The sequence below is a fragment of the Serratia sp. JSRIV002 genome (genome assembly GCF_019968725.1).
Taxonomy (GTDB): domain Bacteria; phylum Pseudomonadota; class Gammaproteobacteria; order Enterobacterales; family Enterobacteriaceae; genus Chania; species Chania fonticola_B.
In genome coordinates, this window is the sequence record NZ_CP074143.1 from 2,462,636 (window position 1) to 2,487,044 (window position 24,409).

General features: G+C 57.4%; 21 protein-coding genes and 1 riboswitch. Of the genes, 15 read left to right on the plus strand and 6 right to left on the minus strand.

From position 1 onward, the window contains the following. The 5 genes from xdhC to ynfF form a co-directional block, all read right to left on the minus strand. A complete protein-coding gene (gene xdhC, locus KGP26_RS11440; RefSeq protein WP_021804789.1) occupies positions 1 to 477 on the minus strand; it encodes a xanthine dehydrogenase iron sulfur-binding subunit XdhC in 477 nt (158 codons plus the stop codon). Beyond that, on the minus strand, positions 471 to 1,352 hold the full coding sequence (xdhB, locus tag KGP26_RS11445; protein WP_218519481.1) for a xanthine dehydrogenase FAD-binding subunit XdhB: 882 nt from the start codon (positions 1,350 to 1,352) through the stop codon (positions 471 to 473). The genes xdhC and xdhB overlap by 7 nt, the downstream gene beginning before the upstream one ends. Positions 1,353 to 1,364: 12 nt before the next feature. Beyond that, positions 1,365 to 3,650: a xanthine dehydrogenase molybdenum-binding subunit XdhA gene (xdhA, locus tag KGP26_RS11450; protein ID WP_223665451.1), complete on the minus strand. Its 2,286-nt coding sequence runs from the start codon at positions 3,648 to 3,650 to the stop codon at positions 1,365 to 1,367. 429 nt (positions 3,651 to 4,079) lie between these two features. Beyond that, on the minus strand, positions 4,080 to 4,205 hold the full coding sequence (locus KGP26_RS30300) for a hypothetical protein (RefSeq protein ID WP_256461569.1): 126 nt from the start codon (positions 4,203 to 4,205) through the stop codon (positions 4,080 to 4,082). 53 nt (positions 4,206 to 4,258) lie between these two features. Then, positions 4,259 to 6,697 carry a selenate/tellurate reductase subunit YnfF gene (gene ynfF / locus KGP26_RS11455; RefSeq protein ID WP_218519479.1) on the minus strand — a complete coding sequence of 813 codons (2,439 nt, stop codon included), beginning with the start codon at positions 6,695 to 6,697 and terminating at the stop codon, positions 4,259 to 4,261. 1,057 nt (positions 6,698 to 7,754) lie between these two features. On the opposite strand from ynfF, the gene hybO reads away from it, so the two are divergent. The 14 genes from hybO to KGP26_RS11525 all read left to right on the plus strand — a co-directional run bounded on the left by hybO (position 7,755) and on the right by KGP26_RS11525 (position 21,635). Beyond that, positions 7,755 to 8,888, plus strand: coding sequence for a hydrogenase 2 small subunit (hybO, locus tag KGP26_RS11460; RefSeq protein WP_209554621.1), 1,134 nt, complete (start codon positions 7,755 to 7,757; stop codon positions 8,886 to 8,888). Between the two features lie 3 nt (positions 8,889 to 8,891). Next, positions 8,892 to 9,902, plus strand: a complete 1,011-nt coding sequence (hybA, locus tag KGP26_RS11465; RefSeq protein ID WP_094982313.1) for a hydrogenase 2 operon protein HybA — start codon at positions 8,892 to 8,894, stop codon at positions 9,900 to 9,902. Further along, the gene (hybB, locus tag KGP26_RS11470; protein WP_021804782.1) at positions 9,889 to 11,088 is read left to right on the plus strand and encodes a Ni/Fe-hydrogenase cytochrome b subunit; all 1,200 of its coding nucleotides are present in this window, start codon (positions 9,889 to 9,891) and stop codon (positions 11,086 to 11,088) included. The genes hybA and hybB overlap by 14 nt, the downstream gene beginning before the upstream one ends. Continuing rightward, a complete protein-coding gene (hybC, locus tag KGP26_RS11475) occupies positions 11,066 to 12,760 on the plus strand; it encodes a hydrogenase 2 large subunit (protein WP_059200480.1) in 1,695 nt (564 codons plus the stop codon). The genes hybB and hybC overlap by 23 nt, the downstream gene beginning before the upstream one ends. Continuing rightward, complete coding sequence (locus KGP26_RS11480) at positions 12,760 to 13,260, plus strand: HyaD/HybD family hydrogenase maturation endopeptidase (RefSeq protein ID WP_059200481.1); 501 nt, start codon at positions 12,760 to 12,762, stop codon at positions 13,258 to 13,260. Before hybC ends, KGP26_RS11480 begins: the two co-directional genes overlap by 1 nt. Continuing rightward, positions 13,244 to 13,729: a hydrogenase-2 assembly chaperone gene (gene hybE, locus KGP26_RS11485; protein ID WP_223665452.1), complete on the plus strand. Its 486-nt coding sequence runs from the start codon at positions 13,244 to 13,246 to the stop codon at positions 13,727 to 13,729. Before KGP26_RS11480 ends, hybE begins: the two co-directional genes overlap by 17 nt. Beyond that, positions 13,730 to 14,071, plus strand: coding sequence for a hydrogenase maturation nickel metallochaperone HypA (gene hypA / locus KGP26_RS11490; protein ID WP_021804778.1), 342 nt, complete (start codon positions 13,730 to 13,732; stop codon positions 14,069 to 14,071). A gap of 19 nt (positions 14,072 to 14,090) precedes the next feature. Beyond that, a complete protein-coding gene (gene hypB / locus KGP26_RS11495) occupies positions 14,091 to 15,062 on the plus strand; it encodes a hydrogenase nickel incorporation protein HypB (protein WP_094982311.1) in 972 nt (323 codons plus the stop codon). Then, the gene (gene hybG / locus KGP26_RS11500) at positions 15,062 to 15,337 is read left to right on the plus strand and encodes a hydrogenase maturation factor HybG (RefSeq protein ID WP_021804776.1); all 276 of its coding nucleotides are present in this window, start codon (positions 15,062 to 15,064) and stop codon (positions 15,335 to 15,337) included. Before hypB ends, hybG begins: the two co-directional genes overlap by 1 nt. Beyond that, complete coding sequence (gene hypD / locus KGP26_RS11505; protein WP_223665453.1) at positions 15,324 to 16,439, plus strand: hydrogenase formation protein HypD; 1,116 nt, start codon at positions 15,324 to 15,326, stop codon at positions 16,437 to 16,439. The genes hybG and hypD overlap by 14 nt, the downstream gene beginning before the upstream one ends. A gap of 59 nt (positions 16,440 to 16,498) precedes the next feature. Continuing rightward, a complete protein-coding gene (gene hypE, locus KGP26_RS11510) occupies positions 16,499 to 17,467 on the plus strand; it encodes a hydrogenase expression/formation protein HypE (protein ID WP_305801999.1) in 969 nt (322 codons plus the stop codon). Positions 17,468 to 17,692: 225 nt separating this feature from the next. Next, entirely contained in the window at positions 17,693 to 20,008 is a 2,316-nt protein-coding gene (gene hypF / locus KGP26_RS11515) for a carbamoyltransferase HypF (protein WP_223665455.1), read from the plus strand. A gap of 79 nt (positions 20,009 to 20,087) precedes the next feature. Next, positions 20,088 to 20,678, plus strand: a complete 591-nt coding sequence (locus tag KGP26_RS11520; RefSeq protein ID WP_021178371.1) for a HupE/UreJ family protein — start codon at positions 20,088 to 20,090, stop codon at positions 20,676 to 20,678. A gap of 207 nt (positions 20,679 to 20,885) precedes the next feature. After that, entirely contained in the window at positions 20,886 to 21,635 is a 750-nt protein-coding gene (locus KGP26_RS11525) for a hypothetical protein (RefSeq protein ID WP_223665456.1), read from the plus strand. Between the two features lie 125 nt (positions 21,636 to 21,760). Here the strand turns inward: KGP26_RS11525 and cobD are convergent, their stop codons facing one another. After that, complete coding sequence (gene cobD, locus KGP26_RS11530; RefSeq protein ID WP_223665457.1) at positions 21,761 to 22,834, minus strand: threonine-phosphate decarboxylase CobD; 1,074 nt, start codon at positions 22,832 to 22,834, stop codon at positions 21,761 to 21,763. Positions 22,835 to 23,056: 222 nt separating this feature from the next. Then, positions 23,057 to 23,250, plus strand: a riboswitch (cobalamin riboswitch). Between the two features lie 160 nt (positions 23,251 to 23,410). On the opposite strand from cobD, the gene cbiB reads away from it, so the two are divergent. Beyond that, the gene (gene cbiB / locus KGP26_RS11535) at positions 23,411 to 24,367 is read left to right on the plus strand and encodes an adenosylcobinamide-phosphate synthase CbiB (protein ID WP_223665458.1); all 957 of its coding nucleotides are present in this window, start codon (positions 23,411 to 23,413) and stop codon (positions 24,365 to 24,367) included. Positions 24,368 to 24,409: the final 42 nt, after the last annotated feature.

Sequence of the window (24,409 nt, forward strand, 5' to 3'; positions counted from 1 at the left end):
TCAACGCGGTATCTCCTCATCCAGCTGCTGCGCCTGCTCCACTGCCTTGACGATCGAGGTATAGCCGGTGCAGCGGCATAAATTACCAGCCAGGCCGCGGCGGATCTCCTGCTCGGTAAGGCGGTGGCCGCGAAAACGTTCCACCATCGAGGTACTGGTCATCACCAGTCCCGGCGTACAAAAACCACACTGCACCGCCCCCACATTCACATAAGCCTGCTGTACGGCAGACAGTTTGCCCTGTTTCACCTCGCCCTCGGTGGTGCGGATGGTTTTGCCATCGGCCCAGAGCGCCAGATAAATACAGGTGTCCGTAGCGACATCGTCGATCAGTACGGTACAGGCACCACACTCGCCCACGCTGCACCCTTGTTTGACGCTGTTAAGCCCTTGCTGGCGCAGTAACTCCATCAGCGACAGGCGGGGATCGACCTCGAACTGATAGGGGCGGCCATTGATGGTGCAATTGATCAACATGATAACTCTCCTCCAGCACGTTGGGCCGCCTGGGCCAGCACGCGCTCTGCCAGCGTACGGATGATTTGCATACGGAACTCTTTACTGGCACGCCAGGATGAACGTGGCAGCACGTCACGTATGACCGCCTCACGCACGGCGGCGAGCGTTTGCGCATTGAATGGCTGACCCAGAGCTGCGGCCTCGGCATTTGGGGCACGGATTGGTGTTGGGGCCGCTACGCCAAAGGCGATTTTCACCGCGCTAAAGTGGCCATTTTCAATTTTGCAGGCCGCCGCGCAGCCGATGGTGGCAATATCCATCGCACCACGCATGGCGTATTTGTAATAGCTGGCACCAAAGTGCTGATAGTGCTGTGGCCTAAACAGCAACGCTACGGCGACCTCATTTTGCCCTAACGCGACTTTGCCTGGACCGGTGTGGAAACCTTGGATCGGCGTGCGGCGTAGCCCTGTGGGGGTAGCGATTTCCAGCTCGGCTTCCATCACCACACAGGGTGAGGCGGAATCGGCACTGGTGGCACCGTTGCAGATATTCCCGCCCAGCGTGGCCATATTCCGCACCTGTGGCCCGGCAATCGTCGCGGCTGCCTCTGCCAGGATCGGGATATGGCGTTGCACCAACGGTGAATCGATAATCTGGCTAAAGGTGGTGCCACTGCCGATGCGCAGCGTGCCATCCGGCAGCAGCTCGATACCGTTCAGCTCGTTCAGGCCGTGAATATCCACCAGATGGCGATATTTGCCGTTCATATGATGGAGCTGGATCAGCACGTCGGTACCTCCAGCAATCAACCGGGCCTGCGGATCGGCGGCTAATTGCCGCACGGCATCGTCTATGCAGGTCGCCCGATAATAGTGCGCAATATCGTACATAACTTTCTCCAGTTACTCGATCAGGCCCGCTTGCGAAAAATAGCGATAGAGCGTTTTGGGCGTTAGTGGTAACTCATCTATCTTCACGCCGGTTGCCATCCAGATGGCGTTGCGGATCGCCGGGGCGGGAGAGATCAGCGGCGGCTCACCCAGCGCCTTGTGCCCATAGGCAGATTGCGGCTCATAGGTTTCGACAAACGCACAGTCCAACTCTGGCAGATCGAGAATGGTAGGGAACTTGTAATCCAGTAGATTGTTATTGCGCACGATGCCGCTTTGCTCGTCGATGATCATCTCTTCGAACAGCGTCCAGCCGATGCCCATCCCCATGCCGCCATGCACCTGGCCCTCGGCCAGCAGTGGGTTAAGGATCTGGCCGGAATCGTGCAGGTTAATGATCTTGTTGATGATGATCTTACACAGCTCAATATCGACGGTGAGGTCAACAAAGGTACAGCCAAAGGCGGGCGGATTGCTGCGGGTTTTGCAGGACACCTCGGCCATAATCTGCCCACCGACCTCCTGATCGTAATGGGCGCTCATGGAAACTTCTTGCACCGAGCACAACACTTTTTCCGGCATCTCCTTTAGCACCACCTCGCCGTTGATCACATCCAACGCCCATTCGGGTTGGCTGCACATAAAGGCTGCATGGGTCAGGATCTTGGCGCGCAACTCTGTAGCGGCCTGGCGGATGGCAGGGGCTGCAACATAGCTTTGCCGCGAGGCGAAGGCACCGGGATCGTAGGCGGTAATATCGGTGTCTTGGGTGGAGATAACGTAGAGGGAAGAGAAGGGCACGCCGATGGTTTGCGCCGCCATTTGTGCAAACACGGTATCCGATCCCTGGCCAATTTCCGTCGCGCCGACTTGCAGATGGACGGTGCCATCCTGGTTCAGTAACAGCCGGGCGCTGGCAATCTCGACGCCAACTGGATAGGTATTGGACGCATAGCTCAGGCAAGCCACGCCAACGCCGCGGCGGATGGGGCCACTTTGGTTCAGGCAGGCGGCACGACGGGCATCCCACTCAAACAGTTCCCGGCCTTTTTGCAGGCACTCGATAATCCCGGCGCTCTTGATCTCCTTGTGATTGAGCGGATTGACATCCCCCTGGCGGGCGACGTTTTTGTGCCGCAGTTCCAGCGGATCCATCCCCAGTTGGGCGGCGGCTTCGTCAATCATGCATTCCAGGGCAAAGGTCACCTGAGGTGCACCGTAGCCGCGCATGGCACCGGCGTTCGGCAGGTTGGAATAAAAGGTGGTGGCTTGGTAGCCGAAGGCGATACGCGGATACAAATAGGCGATTTTATTGGCCCCGGCGGAGGCAATGGAGTGGCCGTGAGATGCATACCCTCCGGTATTGGAGAGCACATCCAGGCTATAGGTTTGCAGGATACCGTCGCGGTTAATGCCCATCTTACCGCTGATGGAGAACGAGTGACGGGTACGAGATGCCAAAAAGCACTCTTCGCGGCTCAGTTCAACCTTGACCGGCACGCCGCCGAGTTTCCAGGTCAGGAATGCGGCCATCGGCTCTTCCAAGACGTCCTGCTTATTGCCGAACCCACCCCCGATATAGGGCTTGATCACCCGGATGGACGACCATGGCCGATCTAGCGCCTGGCCTACCACACGGCGTACCAGATGGGGAATTTGGGTGCTTGAGACGATCACGATGCGATCCATCTCGTCCATGTAAGCGTAGGAAATCACCCCTTCCAGATGACAATGTTGCACTACCTGTGTGCTGTAGTTGCCTTCGATCACGACCTCTGACGCAGCCAATGCCGCCACGGGATCGCCGCCGCTGAGCTGGTGCTGTTTCAGCAGATTGCTTTTGCCACCGTGTAACAGCGGCGCATCGGCTGCCAGCGCGGTTTTTGCTGTGGTCATCGCTGGCAGTTCCTGATATTCCACTTCAACCAGCATGGCGGCTTTCTCTGCCGTTAACGCGTCGCAGGCGACAACGATCGCCACGCCATCGCCGTGATGGCGTACATGCTGGGTCAGCAACTGTTTATCCGCTACGTCACGCTTATTGGCATCCAGCGACCAGGCGTGGCCGGCAGTCGGAAAACCATGCTGCGGCACATCCTGATAAGTGAATATGGCTTCCACCCCTGGCAGTTGCAGGGCTTTGCTGGTGTCGATACGCGTAACCAGACCATGGGCAATCGGGCTACGAACATATTTGGCATGACGCATACCCGGCATGGTCATATCGTCGGTATAACGTGCCCGGCCGGTGACTTTGGCTTGCGCATCGACGCGTTCGGGCGAGGTTCCTACAGGCATCCTGCTCTCCTCGGTGAGAGAAAAAGTCGCGATAGCCAACAGCAGCAACTTACAGGCCATAATGGCTTGAGAAATCAGCCGGATGTGGGATTTGTGAAGTGAATCTGGTTTATGGCGTAAGGGGAGAGTATTTGGTGGTCTAAGAGGGGGAGGCCGCACCAAGGTCGGTATGGCAAAGACGCTGTGCGATGATAATTTATCATATTGATAAGCATAAGATTATCAAGTTGATACTAGCTATATCAGTTTGGGGCCAATCTTGTCGTGGTTTTGATGGTTAAATCGCAGTCATACCGCACCTTGCGTTGTATGCCAGTACGGTAGCGAGTTGCTACCGTCGCTCACCTCCACCGTCAGCATTAATTCTCCGCGCCGCAGTTGAATACGCAGACCACCGTTGTCCCGGCAGACATGCATATCGGTTATTGGTTACCGATCGTCAAAATCTCCTACGTCAATAAGCGCCGCCTGTGGCTGATGGCTGCGCAATGTCAGATAACTTAGATGGGGCGCTGCCGGGTTGACCGATGCATAGCCTTGCCACAGCATCGTCATGTAGCCACAACGGTATTGAAGGGGTTGGCCGAGTTCAGCCAGCCCCAAATCACCTACAGCTTCACAATCTGCACCAGATTGGTGTGTTGCGGGTTGCCCTTGGCCAGCGGGGAAGGACGATGGTGGGTCAGAATATTCACGCTGCCGCCGTGATCGACCTTATCGCCAAACATATCCGCCGCCAGCCAGGCACCTTGGCCCATTGCCGTGACGCCGGGCATAATGCGTGGCGTTACCTTCGCCTGGATCTGCGTTTCGCCCCGGCCGTTAAAGACCTTCACCCGATCGCCGTTGTTGATGCCGCGCGCCTGCGCATCCAGCGTGTTGATCCACACCTCCTGCGGGCAAGCCTGCTGCAACACGTCAATGTTACCGTAGCTGGAGTGGGTTCTGGCCTTGTAGTGATAACCAAACAATTGCAGCGGATATTGGCTGCTCAGCGGATCTTCCCAACCTTCAAAGCCGGCGGCATAGACAGGTAACGGGTGGATCACATCTTCTGGCGCCAACTCCCAGGTAGCAGCGATTTCCGCCAGACGTTCGGAATAAATTTCAATCTTGCCCGATGGCGTTTTCAGCGGGTTGGCCTGCGGATCTTCTCTGAACTCCTTGAAGGCCACCACGTGCTCTTCCGGGCATTTGCGCTTATAAATACCGGCGGTTTTCATCTCTTGATAGCTTGGCATCTCCGGGTTGCGCTCGCGGGTTTTCTCGCACAGGTATTCAATCCACTGCTGTTGGTTGCGTCCCTCGGTGAAGGTCGCTTCGGCCTGTGGCCCAACCCGTTTGGCCACCTCGGAAAGGATCTCGTAAATCGGGCGGCGTTCAAACTTGCGCGTGGTGGCGGGCTGGCCCAGGATCACGTAGCCCATATTGCCTGCGGACTCATGAGAGATCAGGTCTTCCTGCTCGGTTGGCATCAGATCGGGCAGCAGGATGTCGCAGTATTTGGCCGACGACGTCATAAAGTGTTCGATGCCGACGATCATTTCACACTTGCTGTCGTCTTGCAGGATCTGGTGGGTACGGCTGATATCGCCATGCTGGTTGATCAGCGTATTACTGGCGTAGCACCAGATAAACTTGATCGGCACGTCCAGCTTGTCTTTGCCACGGATGCCGTCACGCTTGGCGGTCATTTCCGGGCCGCGCAGGATGGCGTCGGTCCAGGTAAACACTGAAATCTTGGTTTGTACCGGGTTGGTCAGCATGTCGAACCATTCGACGCCCAGATCGAAGCTGCCTTCGCGGCAGCCGGTATTACCGCCGTTGATACCGACGTTACCGGTCAGGATCGGTAACATGGCAATGGCCCTGGCGGTTTGTTCACCGTTGGCGTGACGCTGTGGCCCCCAGCCCTGGCAGATATAGGCCGGTTTGGTCATGCCGATTTCGCGCGCCAGTTGGATAATGGTGTTGGCCGGTATCCCGGTGATACGAGCCGCCCACTCTGGCGTTTTGGCGATACCATCGTCACCCTGGCCGAGGATATAGGCTTTGTAATGGCCGTTTTTTGGCGCGCTGCTGGGTAGGGTGGTTTCATCATAGCCTACGCAGTATTTATCCAGGAACGGCTGGTCCACCAGGTTTTCGCTGATCAACACGTGTGCGATGCCCGCAACCAACGCAGCATCGGTGCCTGGGCGGATCGGCACCCATTGATCTTCACGGCCACCGGCGGTATCGGTATAGCGCGGATCGATGACAATCATCTTGGCGTTAGAGAGTGCTCTGGCTTGCTCGAGATAGTAGGTCACACCGCCACCGCTCATGCGGGTTTCCGCCGGGTTATTGCCAAACAGCACCACCAGCTTGCTGTTGGCGATATCATCCGGGCTGTTGCCCTGCTGTGCACCGTACAGATAGGGCATGGCGGCGGTGATCTGCGCGGTGCTGTAGCTGCCATAGCGGCTGAGGAAGCCGCCACAGGAGTTCATCAGGCGATAAGGCACGTTGGAGTTGGTGATATTGCCGCCGTCGACCCCGGTACCGTACAGCACGTGCACCGCTTCATTACCGTATTGCGCCAGGGTGTGCTTCAACTGGCCGCTGATGGTATCCAGCGCTTCTTCCCAACTGATGCGTTTGAACTTGCCTTCACCGCGTTTACCGACGCGTTTCATTGGGTATTTCAGCCGGTCCGGATGGTTCATACGGCGGCGGATAGAGCGCCCGCGCAGGCAGGCCCGCACCTGATGGTTGCCATATTGGTCGTTGCCGGTGTTGTCGGTTTCCACCCAGTAAACTTCGTCATCCCGCACGTGCAGGCGCAGCGCACAGCGGCTGCCGCAGTTTACGGTGCAAGAACTCCAGACCACCTTGTCTTCCGGCTGTTGGGCATTTGGCAACGGCTCGGCGGCAGCGGTTTTACGGAAGGGCAGCACCAGCCCCGAAGTGGCGGCCAGTAAACAGCCGGTAGCCGAGCCGGTTTTGATTAGCTTACGGCGGCTGAACGGGTGATGAAGCAGGTCCGGGTTGTGGTTATCGTTCATGATAGTGCTCCCTGTGCTGGCCTATTTCGCTGCCGATAACGCCTGATGTCTGGTTTGCTATTAACCCATGATGTCTCTTGGCAAGACGTTTTAAGCCAGGCAACCGTGGTGTGATATATTAAAAGTGCTAACCTGTAGCGAATAAAGCCGTCTACATTAATGAAGTTGCATTGGTAATATTAGCTATGCAAAGTTATCTCTCAGCTTGATAATTAGATTACCTCTTAATAAGTATACTCGTGCGCGGGGCAGATGAAGTTTGCTTGAGGTCAAGTTTTAGCTTTTCGCAAGCGAATAAAACGGGTGGGTTGCTTTTTTTTTCAAAACAGCAAGCGCTATGTTCAGTCCAAGGACTCAATCTTTAGCATATTTGGTTGGCAGGATTAGGCGAGGTTGGTGATTTAAATCCAGCGTCGATACAATATTGTTATGGCCTCGTGCAACATAAGCCCCCCGGCACGCGCGAGTCAGAGGGATTAGCAAAGTCATTCATTGACTAATTCACGATGGATTGCATGATGACCAATCCCCGCCGGCCGTCGCAGTAGTAGGAAAAACCCGGTAAAAGGTCGACATCCCGCAACACCGTTACCAAGCTAGGCCCCGCTGATGATTCTGCAATAAAATTATAAACTAAAACGGCATATTACGTGTTTTCCTGCTCCGGCCTTTCCTATACTCATCACGCTTGATTGTGTCGTAAAACTTATGCTGAAGCAGGGGGGATATTAATTGTTACAAAACGACGCATGTGAATACATTATTATTCTTGTTGTTTGCTTGGCGACTTATTTAGCGGGATTAGGATTTTTAATTTAAAAGGTAATGAGAGTTATTGTTATTTAAATACGTGCGCGAATAAATCCAGCCAGATAAATATGCAAGAAAAATATTTTTTGCTGAAGCGATTTTTCTCATGTTACGCAAATATTAACTGTTACCTCAGCAAAGGTTGATAAAGATCAACTCAGGGTAGCCAGAAAATAACAATATATTAACCACCCGCATACTGTGTTTACGGGCTTGCATGTCGGTCATCAACAGGGGATAGATAATAATGATAAGGGAAAATCAAGCATTTTTCCGGGATGGCGTGAATCGCCGCGATTTTATGAAGTTATGTGCGGCACTGGCCGCCACCATGGGGCTCAGCACCAAAGCCGCCGCCGAAATAGCCGACTCGGTAGGTTCGCCACAGCGGCCACCGGTTATCTGGATCGGGGCTCAGGAATGTACCGGCTGTACGGAGTCCTTGTTACGGGCCACTCACCCAACGATCGAGAACCTGTTGCTTGACGTGGTTTCCATGGAATACCACGAAGTCCTCTCTGCTGCATTCGGTGAACAGGCGGAAGAAAACAAGCACCGCGCGATTGAGCAATACAAAGGGAAATACGTGCTGGTGGTCGACGGCTCCATTCCGATGAAGGATGGCGGCGTCTACTGCATGGTGGCCGGTAAGCCAATTGTTGAGCATATCCGTAATGCGGCAGAACATGCCGCTGCGGTGATCGCCATCGGCTCCTGTGCTGCCTGGGGCGGCGTCGCGGCCAGCGGGCCTAACCCGACCGGCGCAGTCAGCCTGCAGGAGATTTTACCCGGCAAAACCGTGATCAACATCCCCGGCTGCCCGCCCAACCCGCACAACTTCCTGGCGACGGTGGCCCATATCATCACCTACCAACGGCCACCGGCGCTGGATGCGAAAAATCGCCCCGAGTTCGCCTATGCCCGCCTGATCCACGAAAACTGCGAGCGTCGTCCGCACTTTGACGCCGGGCGTTTCGCCAAACAGTTTGGTGATGACGGCCATCGGCAGGGCTGGTGCCTGTATCACCTTGGCTGCAAGGGGCCAGAAACCTACGGCAACTGCTCAACGCTGGAGTTCTGCGACGTGGGCGGTGGCATCTGGCCGGTCGGGATCGGTCACCCTTGTTACGGCTGCAACGAACAGGGTATCGGCTTTACCAAAGGGATCGCCCAGTTGGCCAGCGTCGAAAATCCTACCCCCCGCAACGCCAAACCCGAGGTGCTCAGTCCGGAAGGGGGCCACGTCAGCCCAACGGCGATGGGATTGCTTGGCGGCGTGGTCGGCCTGGTTGCCGGTGTCAGCCTGATGGCGGTGAAAGAGCTGGGGCGGCAGCAGAAAACGCAGCGTAAAGACGACGAGCAGCCGCCAAGCAAGGAGTAAGCCGTGAATCGACGTAACTTTCTAAAACTGACCTGCGGTGGCGCGATGCTGGCAGGGGTTGCCCCTGCGGCGCAGGCCGGGCCGGAGAACAAGCCGCCCATCCCCAACTCGCTGGGCATGCTGTATGACTCGACCTTGTGTGTGGGTTGCCAGGCCTGTGTCAGCAAATGCCAACGTATCAACCATACCGATGAACCGCATGGCGAAACCTATGCCTACGCGGGTACCGAAGCGACCTGGTCGAACAACGACAAGCTCAGCCCTTACACCAATAACATTATTCAGGTGTGGACCAGCGGAGACGGCAAGCACAAAGATCAGGTGGACAACGGCTACGCCTATATCAAAAAGCAGTGCATGCACTGTGTCGATCCCAACTGCGTTTCTGTCTGCCCGGTTCAGGCGCTGCATAAAGATGCCAAAACCGGCATCGTGCATTACAACCCGGATGTCTGTACCGGCTGCCGCTACTGCATGGTGGGCTGCCCGTTCAACGTGCCGAAATACGACTACGACAACCCGTTCGGCAAGATCCATAAATGCGAACTCTGTAACCAGAAAGGCGTGGCCCGGCTGGATCAGGGCGGGCTGCCAGGCTGTGTCGAGGTTTGCCCAACCGGGGCGGTGATCTTTGGCACCCGCGAGCAGTTAATGGCCGAAGCCAAGCAGCGTCTGGCCAGCAAGCCCGGTGAGAATTACCGTTACCCGCGCCAAACCCTACAGGGCAACGACCATTACGAACATCCGCTGCCGCATTACCAACCGCATCTGTATGGCGAGCATGAGGGCGGCGGAACGCAGGTGCTAGTGCTGACCGGTGTGCCTTTCGAGGATCTCGGTTTGCCAGCGCTAGAGGAGTTGTCAACCGGTGCGCGTTCCGAGCATATCCAGCACACGCTGTACAAAGGCATGGTGTTGCCGTTTGCCGCTCTGGCCGGGATCACCTTCCTGGTGCAGCGCAACCAGCGAAACGAGCGTCAGGACAAGAAGGACGATAAACATGACGACGCATAAAACGCAGCCACTCGGCGGGCGGCTGGTGAGCTGGCCGGTGATGATGCTGGCACCTTTTGTGGTGCTGTGCCTGTTGCTGATCCTCAAACGTCTGGTGTTGGGGTTGGGCGATGTTTCCGATCTGAACGGCGGCTACCCCTGGGGGATCTGGATCGCGTTCGATCTGCTGGTGGGCACCGGTTTGGCCTGCGGCGGCTGGGCGTTGGCCTGGGCGGTGTATGTGTTCAACCGGGGGGAATATCACCCGCTGGTGCGGCCTGCGCTGTTGGCCAGCCTGTTCGGCTATTCGCTGGGCGGGCTGTCGATCACCATCGATGTCGGCCGTTACTGGAACCTGCCTTACTTTTATATTCCCGGTCATTTCAACACCTCGTCGGTGCTGTTTGAAACCGCGGTCTGTATGACGATCTACGTGGGTATTGTGGCGCTGGAGTTCGCCCCTGCGCTGCTGGAGCGGTTGGGCTGGAAGGTGTCGCTCAAACGGCTCAACAAGGTGATGTTCCTGGTGATCGCCCTTGGCGCATTGCTGCCAACCATGCACCAGTCCTCCATGGGGTCGCTGATGATTGCTGCGGGGATCAAAATCCACCCGCTGTGGCAAAGCTACGAAATGCTGCCGCTGTTCTCGCTGTTGACGGCGGGGATCCTGGGCTTCTCGATAGTGATATTTGAAGGCTCGCTGGTGCAGGCCGGGCTGCGGGGGAAAGGGCCGGAGGAAACGCCGCTGTTTGCCCGCATGACCTACATCATCGATGGGTTCTTACTGCTGTTTATTGTGCTGCGCTTTGGGGAACTGATCTGGCGCGGCAAAACGGACTATCTGTGGCATCTCGATCGCTTTGCCATCTCGTTCTGGGTGGAAACGCTGTTGATGCTGGTGCCACTGGTGATGTTCCGCTGGAAACGTAACCGCCGCAACTCACGCCTGCTGTTTCTCGGCGCGCTGAGCATGGTCTGCGGGGCGTCGTTCTGGCGACTGAATTACGCGTTGCTGGCCTACGACCCTGGCAATGGCTACCACTATTTCCCTACGGCCAGCGAACTGCTGATCTCCATCGGCTTTGTGGCAATTGAAGTTTGTGCGTACATCCTGTTGATCCGGTTGTTACCGGTGCTGCCTGCGCATCAACACAAGAATGAAAACAACCAGTTAGAGGTAGAGCATGAGCCAACGCATCACCATTGATCCCGTCACCCGTATTGAGGGCCACCTGCGCATCGACTGTGAAATCGAAGACGGCAAGGTGGTTAAAGCCTGGTCCTCAGGCACCATGTGGCGCGGAATGGAAGAGATCCTGCAAGGTAACGACCCGCGTGACGCGTGGATGATCGTCCAACGGATCTGCGGCGTGTGCACCACCATTCACGCGTTAGCCTCCGTGCGGACGGTGGAAAATGCGCTGGGGATGGAGATCCCGGTCAATGCCCAGTACATCCGCAATATCATTGCCGCCGCTCACAGCATTCACGACCATATCGTGCATTTCTATCAGCTCTCGGCGCTGGACTGGGTGGACGTGACCTCTGCGCTGAAGGCCGATCCGCAGAAGGCTGCCGATTTGCTCAGTGGCCTATCTAGCTGGCCGTTGAACAGCGCTGCCGAGTTCACCCGGGTGCAGCAGAAGATCAAGGATCTGGTCGCCAGCGGCCAGCTCGGCATCTTTGCCAATGGCTACTGGGGGCACCCGGCCATGGCGTTACCGCCGGAGATTAACCTGATCGCCGTTGCCCACTATCTGCAGGCGCTGGAATGCCAGCGTGATGCCAACCGCGTGGTAGCAATACTGGGCGGTAAAACGCCGCACATTCAGAACCTGGCGGTGGGCGGGGTGGCGAACCCGATCAACCTCGATGCGCCTAGCGTGCTGAACCTCGAGCGCCTGATGTACCTGAAAACCTTTATCGATCGCCTGGGCGACTTTATCGAGCAGGTTTATCTGGTGGACAGCGCGGTGATCGCGGCGCATTACCCTGAGTGGCTAACCCTCGGCAAAGGCTCAGACTGCTATCTCTGCGTGCCGGAGCTGCCGATCGATCGTAAAGGCGACCAGTTCCTGATGCCGGGTGGCTATCTGGAGAACGGCAAGTTCCGTCCGATCGCCAACCAGCGCGATGAGTATCTGATCAAGGGGATTCAGGAGAGCGGTAAACACGCCTGGTATCAGGACGATGAACCACTGGCACCGTGGGAAGGGCTGACCCGGCCTAACTACACCGGCTGGCAGGAAGATGGCAAATACTCCTGGGTAAAAGCGCCAACCTTCTACGGCAAAGCGGTAGAGATGGGGCCGTTGGCGTGGCTGATGTGTACCCTGCAAGCCGAGCATCCACCAACCCAGAAATATTTTGCCAAGGTCAACAGTCACTACCAGGCCCTGACCGGCAAAGCGCTAACCGCCGATCAACTGCCGTCGACCCTGGGCCGCATTGTAGGGCGTACGGTGCATGCCTGCGTGCTGCATGAAACCCTGGGCCAGCAGTGGCAGGCGTTGGTGAGCAATATCGGCAGCGGCGACCATGAAACCTTTATCCCACCGAATATTCCATTGACCGGTGAGATCCGGGGCGTGGGCTTTATCGAAGCTCCGCGCGGTGCATTGTCGCACTGGGTGGTGATCAAGGACGGCAAGATCGCCAACTATCAGGCGGTAGTGCCCTCAACCTGGAACGCCGGACCCCGCAACTTTAACGATGAGCCCGGTCCTTACGAACGTTCGCTGGTTGGCACGCCGGTGGCCGATCCGAGCAAACCGCTGGAGGTGGTGCGGACTATCCACTCGTTCGACCCTTGCATGTCCTGTGCGGTACATATTGTAGACACCACCGGCAATGAAGTGACCAGGGTCAAGGTGTTGTAATGAGAATCTTGGTATTAGGCATAGGTAATTTGTTGTTGGGTGATGAAGCGGTGGGCGTGCGCATCGTCGAAGCGCTTGAGCAGCGCTATCGCTTACCTGCCCATGTTGAAGTGCTGGACGGCGGCACCTCGGGGATGGAACTGATGGAAATGATGGCCGATCGCGATCATCTGATTGTGGCGGATGCGGTGTTGACCGGTGCCAAACCCGGCAGCGTCGCCGTGCTGTATGACGAAGAGATCCCGGCGCTGTTTACCCGTAAGGTTTCGCCCCATCAACTGGGGCTTTCCGATGTGCTGATGGCGCTGCGGCTGACGGATGAGTTTCCGCGTCGGCTCACCCTGGTGGGCGTGGTGCCAGAGTCGCTGGAGCCCGGAATTGGTCTGAGCGCCGTGGTCAGCCAGGCGATTGAGCCAGCGTTGGTCCAGGTGTTGCTCTCGCTGCAAGAGAGCGGCGTGGTGGCGGAGCCAAAAGAGGTGGCGAATGCAGACTGTGACTAACGGTTTTCAGCTCAACCCCAGCGCGCTGTTGGAAACCGCCTTTCAGGCGATCGCCGACGGTGAGATACAGGATTTGCCGTTTTTCCAACCGCAAATCCCGGTGCGTGCCTGTGGTTTTCAACTGTTTGAACAGCAGTGGGTTGGCACCATTCTCACGCCGTGGATGCTTAGCCTGCTGGTGTTGCCCGGACCAGAACAGGTTTGGCAACCCTATGCGGTAGGGGACAAGCTGGCGCTGAATCTGCCTTGCGGCAGCGTGAGGTTTATCGTCGGTGAGATTGCGGGCTGCGGGCAATACCTGGCCTGTTCACTGATGTCTCCGTTGGATCGCCATCTGGGGGCCGAGCAGGCGCTGGCGTTGGCACAACAGAGCGCGCGGATGGCGCTTTCGCTACCGGTGGTGGATGGCAACATCCCCAGTAATCCTGGGCGCAGGGCGCTATTTGGTCTGTCACAGAGAACGGCGTAGATGCATGAAATCAGCCTGTGCCTGAGCACGATGGAATTGATAGAGCAGCAGGCTCGGCAGCACGGAGCTAAACGGGTGACGGCGGTGTGGCTGGAAATTGGGGCGCTCTCCTGTATTGAAGAGCACGCGCTGCGTTTCAGTTTCGCCTCGGCATCCCGCCATACGCTGGCAGAGGGGTGCCAGCTATTGCTGGACTACCAGCCGGCCCGCGCCTGGTGCTGGAGTTGCAGCATGAGCGTGCAGATTGAACAACATGATGAAGGTTGCCCTCAGTGCGGCGGCCACCAACTGCGCGTTGAGAGCGGTGACAGCCTGCGGTTAAAGCAGCTGGAAGTGGAATAATTTTGAGGAGTGAATAACGATGTGTACGACTTGCGGTTGCGCCAGTGGCGAAAAAACCATCGAAGGTGATGAACATCATCACCATGACGACCACCATCATCACGACCATCATGATGCTCACCACCATCATCCTGATCATCATCACCATCACCACCACGACGGGGAACATCAAGCACCGGCAGGCGTGGTGATCCATCATCACCATCACTATTACCACCAGGGCGATGTGCATCACCATTACGCAGGTGTCGCTGCGGCGGAACGCTTTACGCCAGAGGTGCAACCACATTCGCAAGACCTGCACTATGGACACGGCGAGGCGGGCAGCCATGCACCGGGTATCGGGCAGCGCCGTCTGGTGCAGATTGAACAGGACGTACTGAGCAAGAACAACCATCTGGCGGCCCACAACCGCGAACACTTTTCCGCGCAGCATATTCTGGTGCTGAACCTGGTTTCCAGCCCCGGGTCGGGCAAAACGACCTTGCTGACGGCCACGCTGGAACGTTTGGCGGGCAAATTGCCCTGCGCGGTGATTGAGGGCGACCAGCAAACCAGTAACGATGCCGAGCGTATTCGCGCCACGGGCGTACCGGCCATTCAGGTTAATACTGGCAAGGGCTGTCATCTGGACGCGCAAATGGTACACGACGCGGCACACCGCCTGGATTTGCAGGATCACAGCCTGCTGTTTATCGAGAACGTCGGCAACCTGGTCTGCCCGGCCAGCTTCGATCTGGGCGAACGGCATAAGGTCGCAGTGCTGTCGGTGACGGAAGGGGAAGACAAGCCGCTGAAGTATCCTCATATGTTTGCTGCCGCAACGCTGATGATTATCAACAAGATCGATTTGCTGCCTTACGTTAATTTCTCTGTAGAGAAATGCATCGAGTTTGCCCGCCAGGTTAATCCGTCCATCCAGGTGATCGCACTGTCGGCGACTAGCGGCGAGGGGATGGATCTCTGGCTGAACTGGCTGGGGGAACAATAATGTGCCTCGGTGTGCCCGGCAAGGTGACCGCAGTGGGGGAGGATATCCACCAACTGGCCTGGGCCGACGTGTGCGGCGTGGCGGTCAGGATCAATATCGCGCTGGTCTGTGAAGGCTCACCGCAGGATCTGATCGGCCAGTGGGTGCTGGTGCACGTCGGCTTTGCCATGAGCCTGCTCGATGAACAGGAAGCGCTGGAAACGCTGGCAGCATTGCAGCATATGCGCGCCGTCGGGCTGGCACGGGATGACGAGGATGCCAATGCGCTACGTTGATGAATTCCGCGATCCGGCGTTATGCCAGGCGCTGTTACGGCGCATCGAAACGCTGATGTTAGCCATTCCCCAGTCGCAGCGCTTGCCGCTACAGGTGATGGAAGTCTGCGGTGGCCACACTCATGCGATCTTCAAGTTCGGTCTTGACCAACTGTTGCCGGACAGCCTGGAGTTTGTCCACGGCCCCGGTTGCCCGGTTTGCGTATTGCCGATGGGGCGCATTGATAGCTGCCTGGAGATTGCCGCCCATCCGGAGGTGATTTTTTGCACCTACGGTGATGCGATGCGGGTTCCTGGCCGCAATGGGTCGTTGCTAGATGCCCGCCGCCGTGGTGCCGATATCCGGGTGGTGTACTCGCCGCTGGATGCGCTACAGCTGGCGGCGGATAACCCACAGCGCGAAGTGGTGTTTTTTGGCCTGGGCTTTGAAACCACCATGCCCGCCAGCGCCTTGACCTTGCAGCAAGCCCGCCAGCGTCAGCTGCGCAATTTCACCCTGTTTTGCCAACATATCACTCTGATCCCCACCTTACGCAGCCTGTTGCAGCAGCCCGATGTGCGCATCGATGGCTTCCTGGCACCGGGCCACGTCAGCATGGTGATCGGCAACGCGCCCTATCAGTTCATTGCTGCGGATTATCATAAGCCGCTGGTGGTGACCGGCTTTGAGCCGTTAGACATTCTGCAGGGTTTGGTGATGCTGCTGGAACAGCTGCGTGATGGCCGCCGTGCGGTAGAAAATCAATACCGGCGCATCGTACCGGAACAGGGCAATCTTCTGGCCCAGCGGGCGATGGCAGAGGTGTTTGGCCTGAAAGACAGTAGCGAATGGCGCGGGCTGGGTGAGATTGCCCATTCTGGCGTGCAGATCAAACCGGAGTATGCGGATTTTGATGCAGAGCTGCGGTTTAAACCGCAGGCGCAGCGGGTAGCGGACGATCCGCGTTCTCGCTGTGGTGAAGTGTTGACCGGGCGCTGCAAACCGGATGCCTGCCCGCTGTTTGGCAAGCAATGTACGCCAGAGAACGCCTTTGGTGCCTTGATGGTGTCCTCGGAAGGGGCCTGCTCGGCTTACTATCAGTATCGCAGGGAGACCGCATAATGCGTGAAGAGAACAACGGGCGAGAAATTACTCTGGCCCATGGTAGCGGTGGCCGCGCCATGCAATCCCTGATTGAAGAACTCATGCTGCCCGCCTTTGCCAATCCGGCATTAAATACCCGGGAAGATCAGGCACGAATTTCACTGGATGAGCTTGCCACCTCGGGCGATCGTCTGGCCGTATCGACCGACAGTTATGTTATCGACCCCATTTTCTTCCCCGGTGGTGATATCGGCAAACTGGCGGTCTGCGGCACCGCTAACGACGTGGCCGTCAGTGGTGCCCAGCCGCGTTATCTGAGCTGCGCCATGATCCTGGAGGAAGGGTTGCCGTATGCCACGCTGGAACGCATCGTCCAGTCGATGGCCAGCACGGCGCAGCAGGCCGGGATCCAGATTGTGACCGGCGATACCAAAGTGGTGCCCCGTGGCGCGGCAGACAAAATCTTTATTAATACTACCGGTTTGGGAACCATCCCGGCTGGCGTCAATTGGGGGGCTGCGAACATCCGCCTTGGGGACAGCATTATTGTCAGCGGCACCTTGGGCGATCATGGCGCAACCATCCTGAACCTGCGTGAAGGGCTGGGCCTGGAGAGTGAATTAAGCAGCGATTGCGCGCTGCTGGCTCCGCTGATTGCTCCTTTGTTACCGATTGCCGGGGTGCGTGCTTTACGTGACGCGACTCGTGGCGGCGTAACGGCGGTGCTGCATGAGTTTGCGGCCGCTAGCGGTTGTGGCATGGCGATTTCCGAGGCGGCACTGCCGTTGAAACCGGCGGTGCGGGGGATTTGCGAACTGCTGGGGCTGGATGCGCTCAACTTTGCCAACGAAGGCAAGCTGGTGTTGGTGGTGGCGCCCGAGGCTGAGGCGGAAGTATTGGCTGCTCTGCATCGGCATCCGCTGGGGCGCGATGCGGCGGTGATTGGCCATACCATCGAGCGCCAGCAGGTGAGCCTCTCCGGGCTGTTCGGGGTTTCCCGCCGGCTGGATCTGCCGCTGGATGAGCCTTTGCCACGGATCTGCTAGGTGTTTGGCCGTGGGGACTGACCCCTCACCCTAACCCTCTCCCACAGGGAGAGGGGACCGACCGAGTTTGCTTCAGTTGCAGAGAGTCACCTGATCATGGCTGAGGACAACAGGTCGGGCGCGGTACTCAACCACGGCACCGAATCAGCTCCCTCTCCTTGGGGAGAGGGTTGGGGTGAGGGAGATACAGATTGATCGCTGGACTAACAGGAGAGTCGAGACAACATGGCAGATTTTGAGCCGGAGAATATCGCCAGCAGCAACGGCCTTCGCCTGCGGATCAAGGGCAAGGTGCAAGGGGTCGGATTTCGGCCCTACGTTTGGCTGCTGGCGCGGCGCTTTAACCTGTGCGGCGAGGTCAGCAATGACGGCGCCGGGGTGATTGTCCAGCTATGGCAATCGCCAGCCATAACGGAATTTTTGCGGGTATTGCCGCAAGAGTGCCCACCCTTGGCGCGGATTGACAGCGTCACTTCAGCCCCTTTTAATTGGCCGCAACAGCCAGCGAGTTTCACCATTGCCAGCAGCGGCGCGGGGCAAGTGGATACCCATATCGTGGCAGATGCGGCCACCTGCGATGCCTGCCTGGCAGAGCTGAACATGCCGCATAACCGGCGCTATCACTATCCGTTTATCAACTGCACCCACTGCGGCCCACGATTTACCATTATCCGCCGGATGCCCTACGATCGGCCCAATACCTCGATGCAGCCTTTTCCGCTGTGCCCGCAGTGCCTGGCGGAGTATCAGGATCCTGCCGACCGTCGTTTTCATGCACAGCCTACCGCCTGCCCGGAGTGTGGCCCGCACCTGTGGCTCAGTGATGCCACAGGCCAAATCACCGCCAGCGCCGATGACGCACTGCAACTGGCCGCTGAGGCGCTGATTGCCGGGCAGATCGTCGCGGTGAAGGGGATCGGCGGTTTTCATCTTGCCTGTGATGCTACCAATTCTGCTGCGGTACAGCGCCTGCGCGCGCGCAAACATCGCCCTGCCAAGCCCCTGGCGGTGATGATGCCGGATACTCACTGGCTGCAACAATGTGCTCAGGTCGCGGAGCCGACGGCACTGTTAAAGCTGTTGCGTAGCCCACCAGCCCCGATAGTGCTGGTAATGGCTCACCCGCAAAGTCCCTTGTGCGGGGAGATTGCGCCGGGGCTCAATGAGGTAGGGGTGATGTTACCGGCAAATCCGCTGCAACATCTGCTGTTGCAACAGGTCGCGCGGCCACTGGTGATGACCTCCGGCAATCCGGCAGGCAAACCTCCCGCACTGAGCAACCAACAGGCACTGGATGAACTCGCTGGGGTGGCTGACGTCTGGCTGCTGCATAACCGTGAGATCGTCCAGCGAGCCGATGACTCTCTAGTTCGCTTGACCGGGCAGGGGAGCGAGATGTTGCGCCGGGCACGTGGCTATGTCCCCGATGCGATGCCCTTACCCCCTGGCTTTACCACCCAACCGGCCATTCTGGCACTGGGAGCCGACAGCAAGAATACCTTCTGCCTGCTGTGGGATGACCGGGCGGTGGTCAGCCAGCATCTAGGCTCGCTAGGAGATGAAACCAACCGGCAACAGCAACAACGATTGCTGACGCTTTTTGGCGAAATCTACGGTGTGGTGCCGCAGGCGGTCGCCATCGATGCTCACCCCGGCTATCTCAGCCACCAGCAGGGCCAGGCGTTGGCCAATGAGCGGGCGATCCCTTGTGTCACCACGCTGCATCATCATGCCCATCTGGTTGCCTGCCTGGCGGAACATGGCTGGCCGCGCGACGGCGGTAAGGTGATTGGTCTGGCGTTGGATGGGCTGGGATATGGTCTTGGCGGGCAACTGTGGGGCGGTGAATGCCTGCTGGTGGATTATCAGCATTGTGAGTATTTAGGCGGGTTGCCCGCAGTGGCATTGCCGGGGGGCGATGTGGCCGCTCGCCAGCCGTGGCGCAACCTGTTGGCCCAGTTACAGCGTTTTGTCCCCGATTGGCAGACGTTGCCAGAGGCCGCCGCAATCCCTCAACCGCAGGCGACGATCTTACTGCGGGCGGTAGAACGGCAAATCAACTCGCCGTTGGCCTCTTCCGCCGGGCGCTTGTTTGATGCGGTGGCAGCAGCATTGCAGATCGTGCCGCCACAAATTTCCTGGGAGGGAGAGGCTGCCTGCCAGTTGGAGGCCTTGGCATGGCAAAGCCCGCCTCATCAGCCGCCGGTTTCGCTGCCGCTGCTTGGCAATCAGCTGGAACTGGCCACCTTCTGGCAGCAATGGCTGGCCTATAAAGCTCCCCCGGCGCAGCGTGCTTATGCGTTCCATGTTGCCTTGGCCCAGGGTTTTGCCGCACTGGCTCGCCACGCGACAAAGCAATACGGCATCAATACTGTCGTGCTGTCCGGTGGAGTGATGCATAACGCGCTGCTGCGGCAACTATTGATCCAGCAGTTATACGGATTACAAGTCTTGCTGCCATCCCGTTTACCAGCTGGCGATGGCGGTCTGGCTTTGGGGCAGGCGCTGATTGCCGCCAACCGACTTTTAAGGCAGGTATAAGGATGATTTTATAACGTAATTAACTGTTTTTATGAGTAAAACCACCACCTTCATTCACTGGAAAATTTAGGTATTCATTATGCGTATTAATGTCAAAGCTGTGGCTGTATCCCTACTGGCGCTGTTCCCCATGCTGGCCTTTGCTCATGTGGGCCATGACGGCGGCGCGCATCACGTATTAAGCTTTACCGAAGGCTTTATCCATCCGCTGACCGGGATGGATCATCTGGTCGCCATGGTTCTGGTGGGTATCTGGAGCGCCATGAATACCAAGCAGTGGTGGCTGGCGCCGCTGGCATTTGCTGGTTTGCTGCTGACCGGCGCGTTGGTTGGCATGGCGGGCGTCACCGTACCTGGCACTGAATTTATCGTTGCCGCCTCGCTGCTGGGCATAGGTGTGATGGTTGCCTTACAGCTGAAACTGTCGGCGATAACGGGCGCGTTGATTATTGGCGCTTTTGCCATTTTCCACGGCCTGGCCCACGGTGCGGAGCTTTCCCATTCGGTGGCGGCGCTTTCCGGTATGGTGATGGCAACGGCGCTGCTGCACGTGGCGGGGTTGGGTATCGGCTATCTGATGGCATCTTCGTCTACGCACAGTGGCTGGGCGCGGGTGATTGGCGGCGGCTCATCGCTGCTGGGGCTCGGCCTGCTCAGCGGTGTGATCTGAGTCTATCAATCTATTAACCCTAGTTTGCTGGCAGTGACTTTGCGATAGCTGCCAGCAGTCTCCCCTGTTGATCTCAAAAAATAACAAGCGGCTGGATTTGTGCCAATTTTATCGTTAGATTCCCTGCTAGCTATGTGCGCTTGATACTGTGCTGTCGCACAACTTTTAACCACATGAGTTAATTAAAAAATTACAGGGAATATTGCTATGAACAGGGTGATAGGTGTACTGGCGTTATGCCTGGTTTCTTTTTCTTCTCTGGCCGATTGCCAGCCCCTCCTAGCCGATCTGGCTAAACCCTTCGCCGCCAAAGTGAGCATGAATACCGAGCTGTCCACCTGTAAGGTGTGGCCCTATGCCCCGGATAAAACCATTGCGGTACTGATGCTGGAACCTAAGGAAGAGGCCCAACCCGATTTTACCGACTTTGACGTCGCCGTTTTGGTGGTTGATAGCCAGACCGGCAAGGTGCTGGCTAGCAAATATCATCCCAAGGCGATTATGGATGATGCCATCTACACCAGTAGCGTGACCATCGACACCGCGCGCTATCAATTATCTCCGGCGATACGCGCCTTCGGGGTGCGTTTTATCCACCGTGGCTCCTCCTCGGTCAATCCCCTTAGCATCGAACGCCTTAACCTCTATACCCTGCAGGATCGGCAAGTCAATCTGGTGCTCAACAATCTCACCATGAATGAATATAGCGGTGAGTGGGATGGCCAGTGTGCCGGGGATTTTGCCACGACCCATCGCGCATTGGCGCTTGGCAAGAACGCACACAACGGCTTCCAGGATCTGCAACTACAGACGATGGCGACGCATAAGGAAGCCAGCAAAAAAGGGGAGGACTGTGTGGAAAGCAACAGCATCGTTGCCAAGACTCGCGTCGAGCTCAAGTTCGATGGTAAAACCTATCCCGTAGAGCAGGATAAGTTGCTCGAACATCGTTTTTAATCCGTGCCTGGTCGTTAGTAGCCTTGACTGATCCTCACCCTGAAGGACGAGGATCCCCACGTTAACGAGCCGAACCTAAGCCGCGTGCTGCGACGGGCTTTCCGTGGGCAAAAAATTCCTTCGCCTCAGTTCTCCACCAGCACCTGTTGCAGCGCGGCTATCAGCCTGCGGTTGGCCGCTTCGCTCTTGATCGCCACCCGATAATAGTCGGCGGAAAGGCCAGGGTAGTTGGCACAGTGGCGGATCAAGATGCGGTGCTGCAACAACGCCTGCTGCAGATCGTAGCCGGGGCGCAGGCAGCGTAGGAAAATATAGTTCGCTGCCCCTGGCCAGATACGCAAGTGCGGCAAGGCTGTCAGCGCGTCAAACAACCAAGCACGCTGCTCTGTCAGCCATTGGTGGGTTTGCTGGATGTAATCGAGATCGTCCAGGATCACTTCGCCGGCCAGTGCCGCATAGGCATTGATGGTCCAGGGTTCGCGTTGCTGTTTCATCTGTTGCAGGCCAGCGCGATCGCTGCTGACCAGATAGCCGAGCCGCAGCCCGGGAATGGCGAAGAATTTGGTTAATGAACGCAGAATGTAGAGGCGTGAATAGTCCGCCATTTGTGGGATCAGCCCCGGCGCATCTGGCAGAAAGTCGATAAAGGCTTCATCAACGATCAACGCAATATTGTGCTGGCGACAACAGGCGACAATGGCCTGCAATAGCGCGGGGTCTGGCATCAGCCCGGTCGGATTGTTGGGGGTAGCCAGGAACAGGCAGTCCGGTTGGCGCTCGGCCAGCACCTGTAGCAACTGCTCATCGGGCTGAAATCCACCGGCTTCATCCAGCGGGTAGTCCTCGATCTGGCAGTCAATCCGCTGCAATGCCCGGCGGTATTCGGCAAACCCAGGCGTTAGGAGCAGCGCCGTGCGGGGGCGTAGCCGGTTCACGATGGCGTAAATCAGCTCGGTGGCCCCGTTGCCTGCCATGATATTTTCCGCCGGGCAGTGATGAACCCCTGCCAATGCTGCATGCAGACGCCGGTATTCAACGTCGGGATAGCATTCGGCGCTGGTCAGATGCTCGATAATCGCCGCCTTCAGGCTGGCGGGCATGCCCAATGGATTGATATTGGCGCTGAAATCAATAATCTCGGCCGGATCCAGGCCGCTTTTCAACGCCATTTCCAGTACGTTACCACCATGTTCACTCACGGTTTTGCTATTCCCCCTGTCAAGTTTGCGTGCAGGATAACACAGGGTAATCGCCGTTGATCCGGCGTAAACCAAACCTGTCGCTCTGGTGAATGCCAGATCTTGGCGTGTATTCGCGATATCAACAGGTTATTATGGCATGGCGATTGTCGAGGCTATCGAGATGATAACTAAGCGATAAATTGAAGCGTTGCGTTTATTGAAGCGAAAACGTGGTAATTAACCGAATTATTGCCAACTGGATAACCCACATCCTGAACGATAACAGGTTGTGGTTGGGAAGGGGGTGTAACTCCCCCGCAGCCCCCGCTGCTGTGATGCCGACGAGTCCACTGCGCCACTGATCTGAGGATTGGGAAGGGAGTGGATAAGGATGACGCTAAGCCAGAAGACCGACCAGTTGGTCACACATTCAACACCTTCGGTGGGAAGGGGGTTGTCATGAGATACGTGCAGCTATGTTGCACCGCTTGGTCGTATCCTGTTGACACTCAAATCCCGCCCGAGAGGTCGGGATTTTTTTATGTCATTAACCCACCATCAAGTTTTCTCGATCGTGGCTATAAGGTGCGTGCCATGACGCTGCTAGCCTGGTTCGTGGCCTTTCTGCTCGACAGCCTGTTAGGCGACCCGCCGCACTGGCCGCATCCGGTGCGCTGGATCGGCAACCTGATCACGGTGCATCAACGCGCGATCCGCCGGATTTGCCATAGCGAGAGGGCGCTAAAACTTGGTGGCGGGCTGTTGTGGCTGGGCGTAGTTGGGTTGGTTTGGCTGGTCAGTTGGGGCTTTTTAACGCTGATGCAGCATATTCACCCGTGGTTGGGCTGGTTGGCGGAAGTCTGGCTGATTTATACCCTGCTCGCCGGGCGCTGCCTGGAACAGTCGGCCATGGAGGTTCACCGGGCACTGCAAAGTGCCGATCTTGAGGAGAGCCGCCGCAAGCTGTCGTGGATTGTCGGGCGGGATACCTCACAGTTGGAAGAGCCGCAAATTACCCGGGCAGTGGTGGAGACGGTGGCGGAAAACAGCGTGGATGGCGTAATTGCGCCGCTATTCTTCCTGTTGCTCGGCGGAGCACCGCTGGCGATGGCGTATAAAGCGGTTAACACCCTCGATTCGATGGTGGGCTATAAAACGCCTAAATACCGCGCTATCGGCTATGTGTCGGCGCGGATGGATGACTTCGCCAACTGGTTACCAGCCCGGCTTAGTTGGCTACTGCTGAGCTGTGCGGCCCGGCTGCACGGATTGGACTATCGCCAGGCGTTACGTATCGGCTGGCGCGATCGCTATCAGCATACCAGCCCCAACTGCGCTTGGTCGGAAGCTACCGTGGCTGGAGCGCTGGGAGTGCGGCTTGGCGGTTCTAACATCTACTTTGGTCAGCGGGTCGAAAAGCCGTGGATCGGTGAGGCTCGGCGGGAGATCGAGCTGGCAGATATTCCCCGCAGCACGCGTCTGATGATGACGGCCTCGCTATTGGCTCTGCTGCTGTTTGCCGCGTTGCGTCTACTATGGCTTGGCGCTTGAAATAATAATGGTTTGCGCGGCTTGGCCAGCGCGACGTGGAGA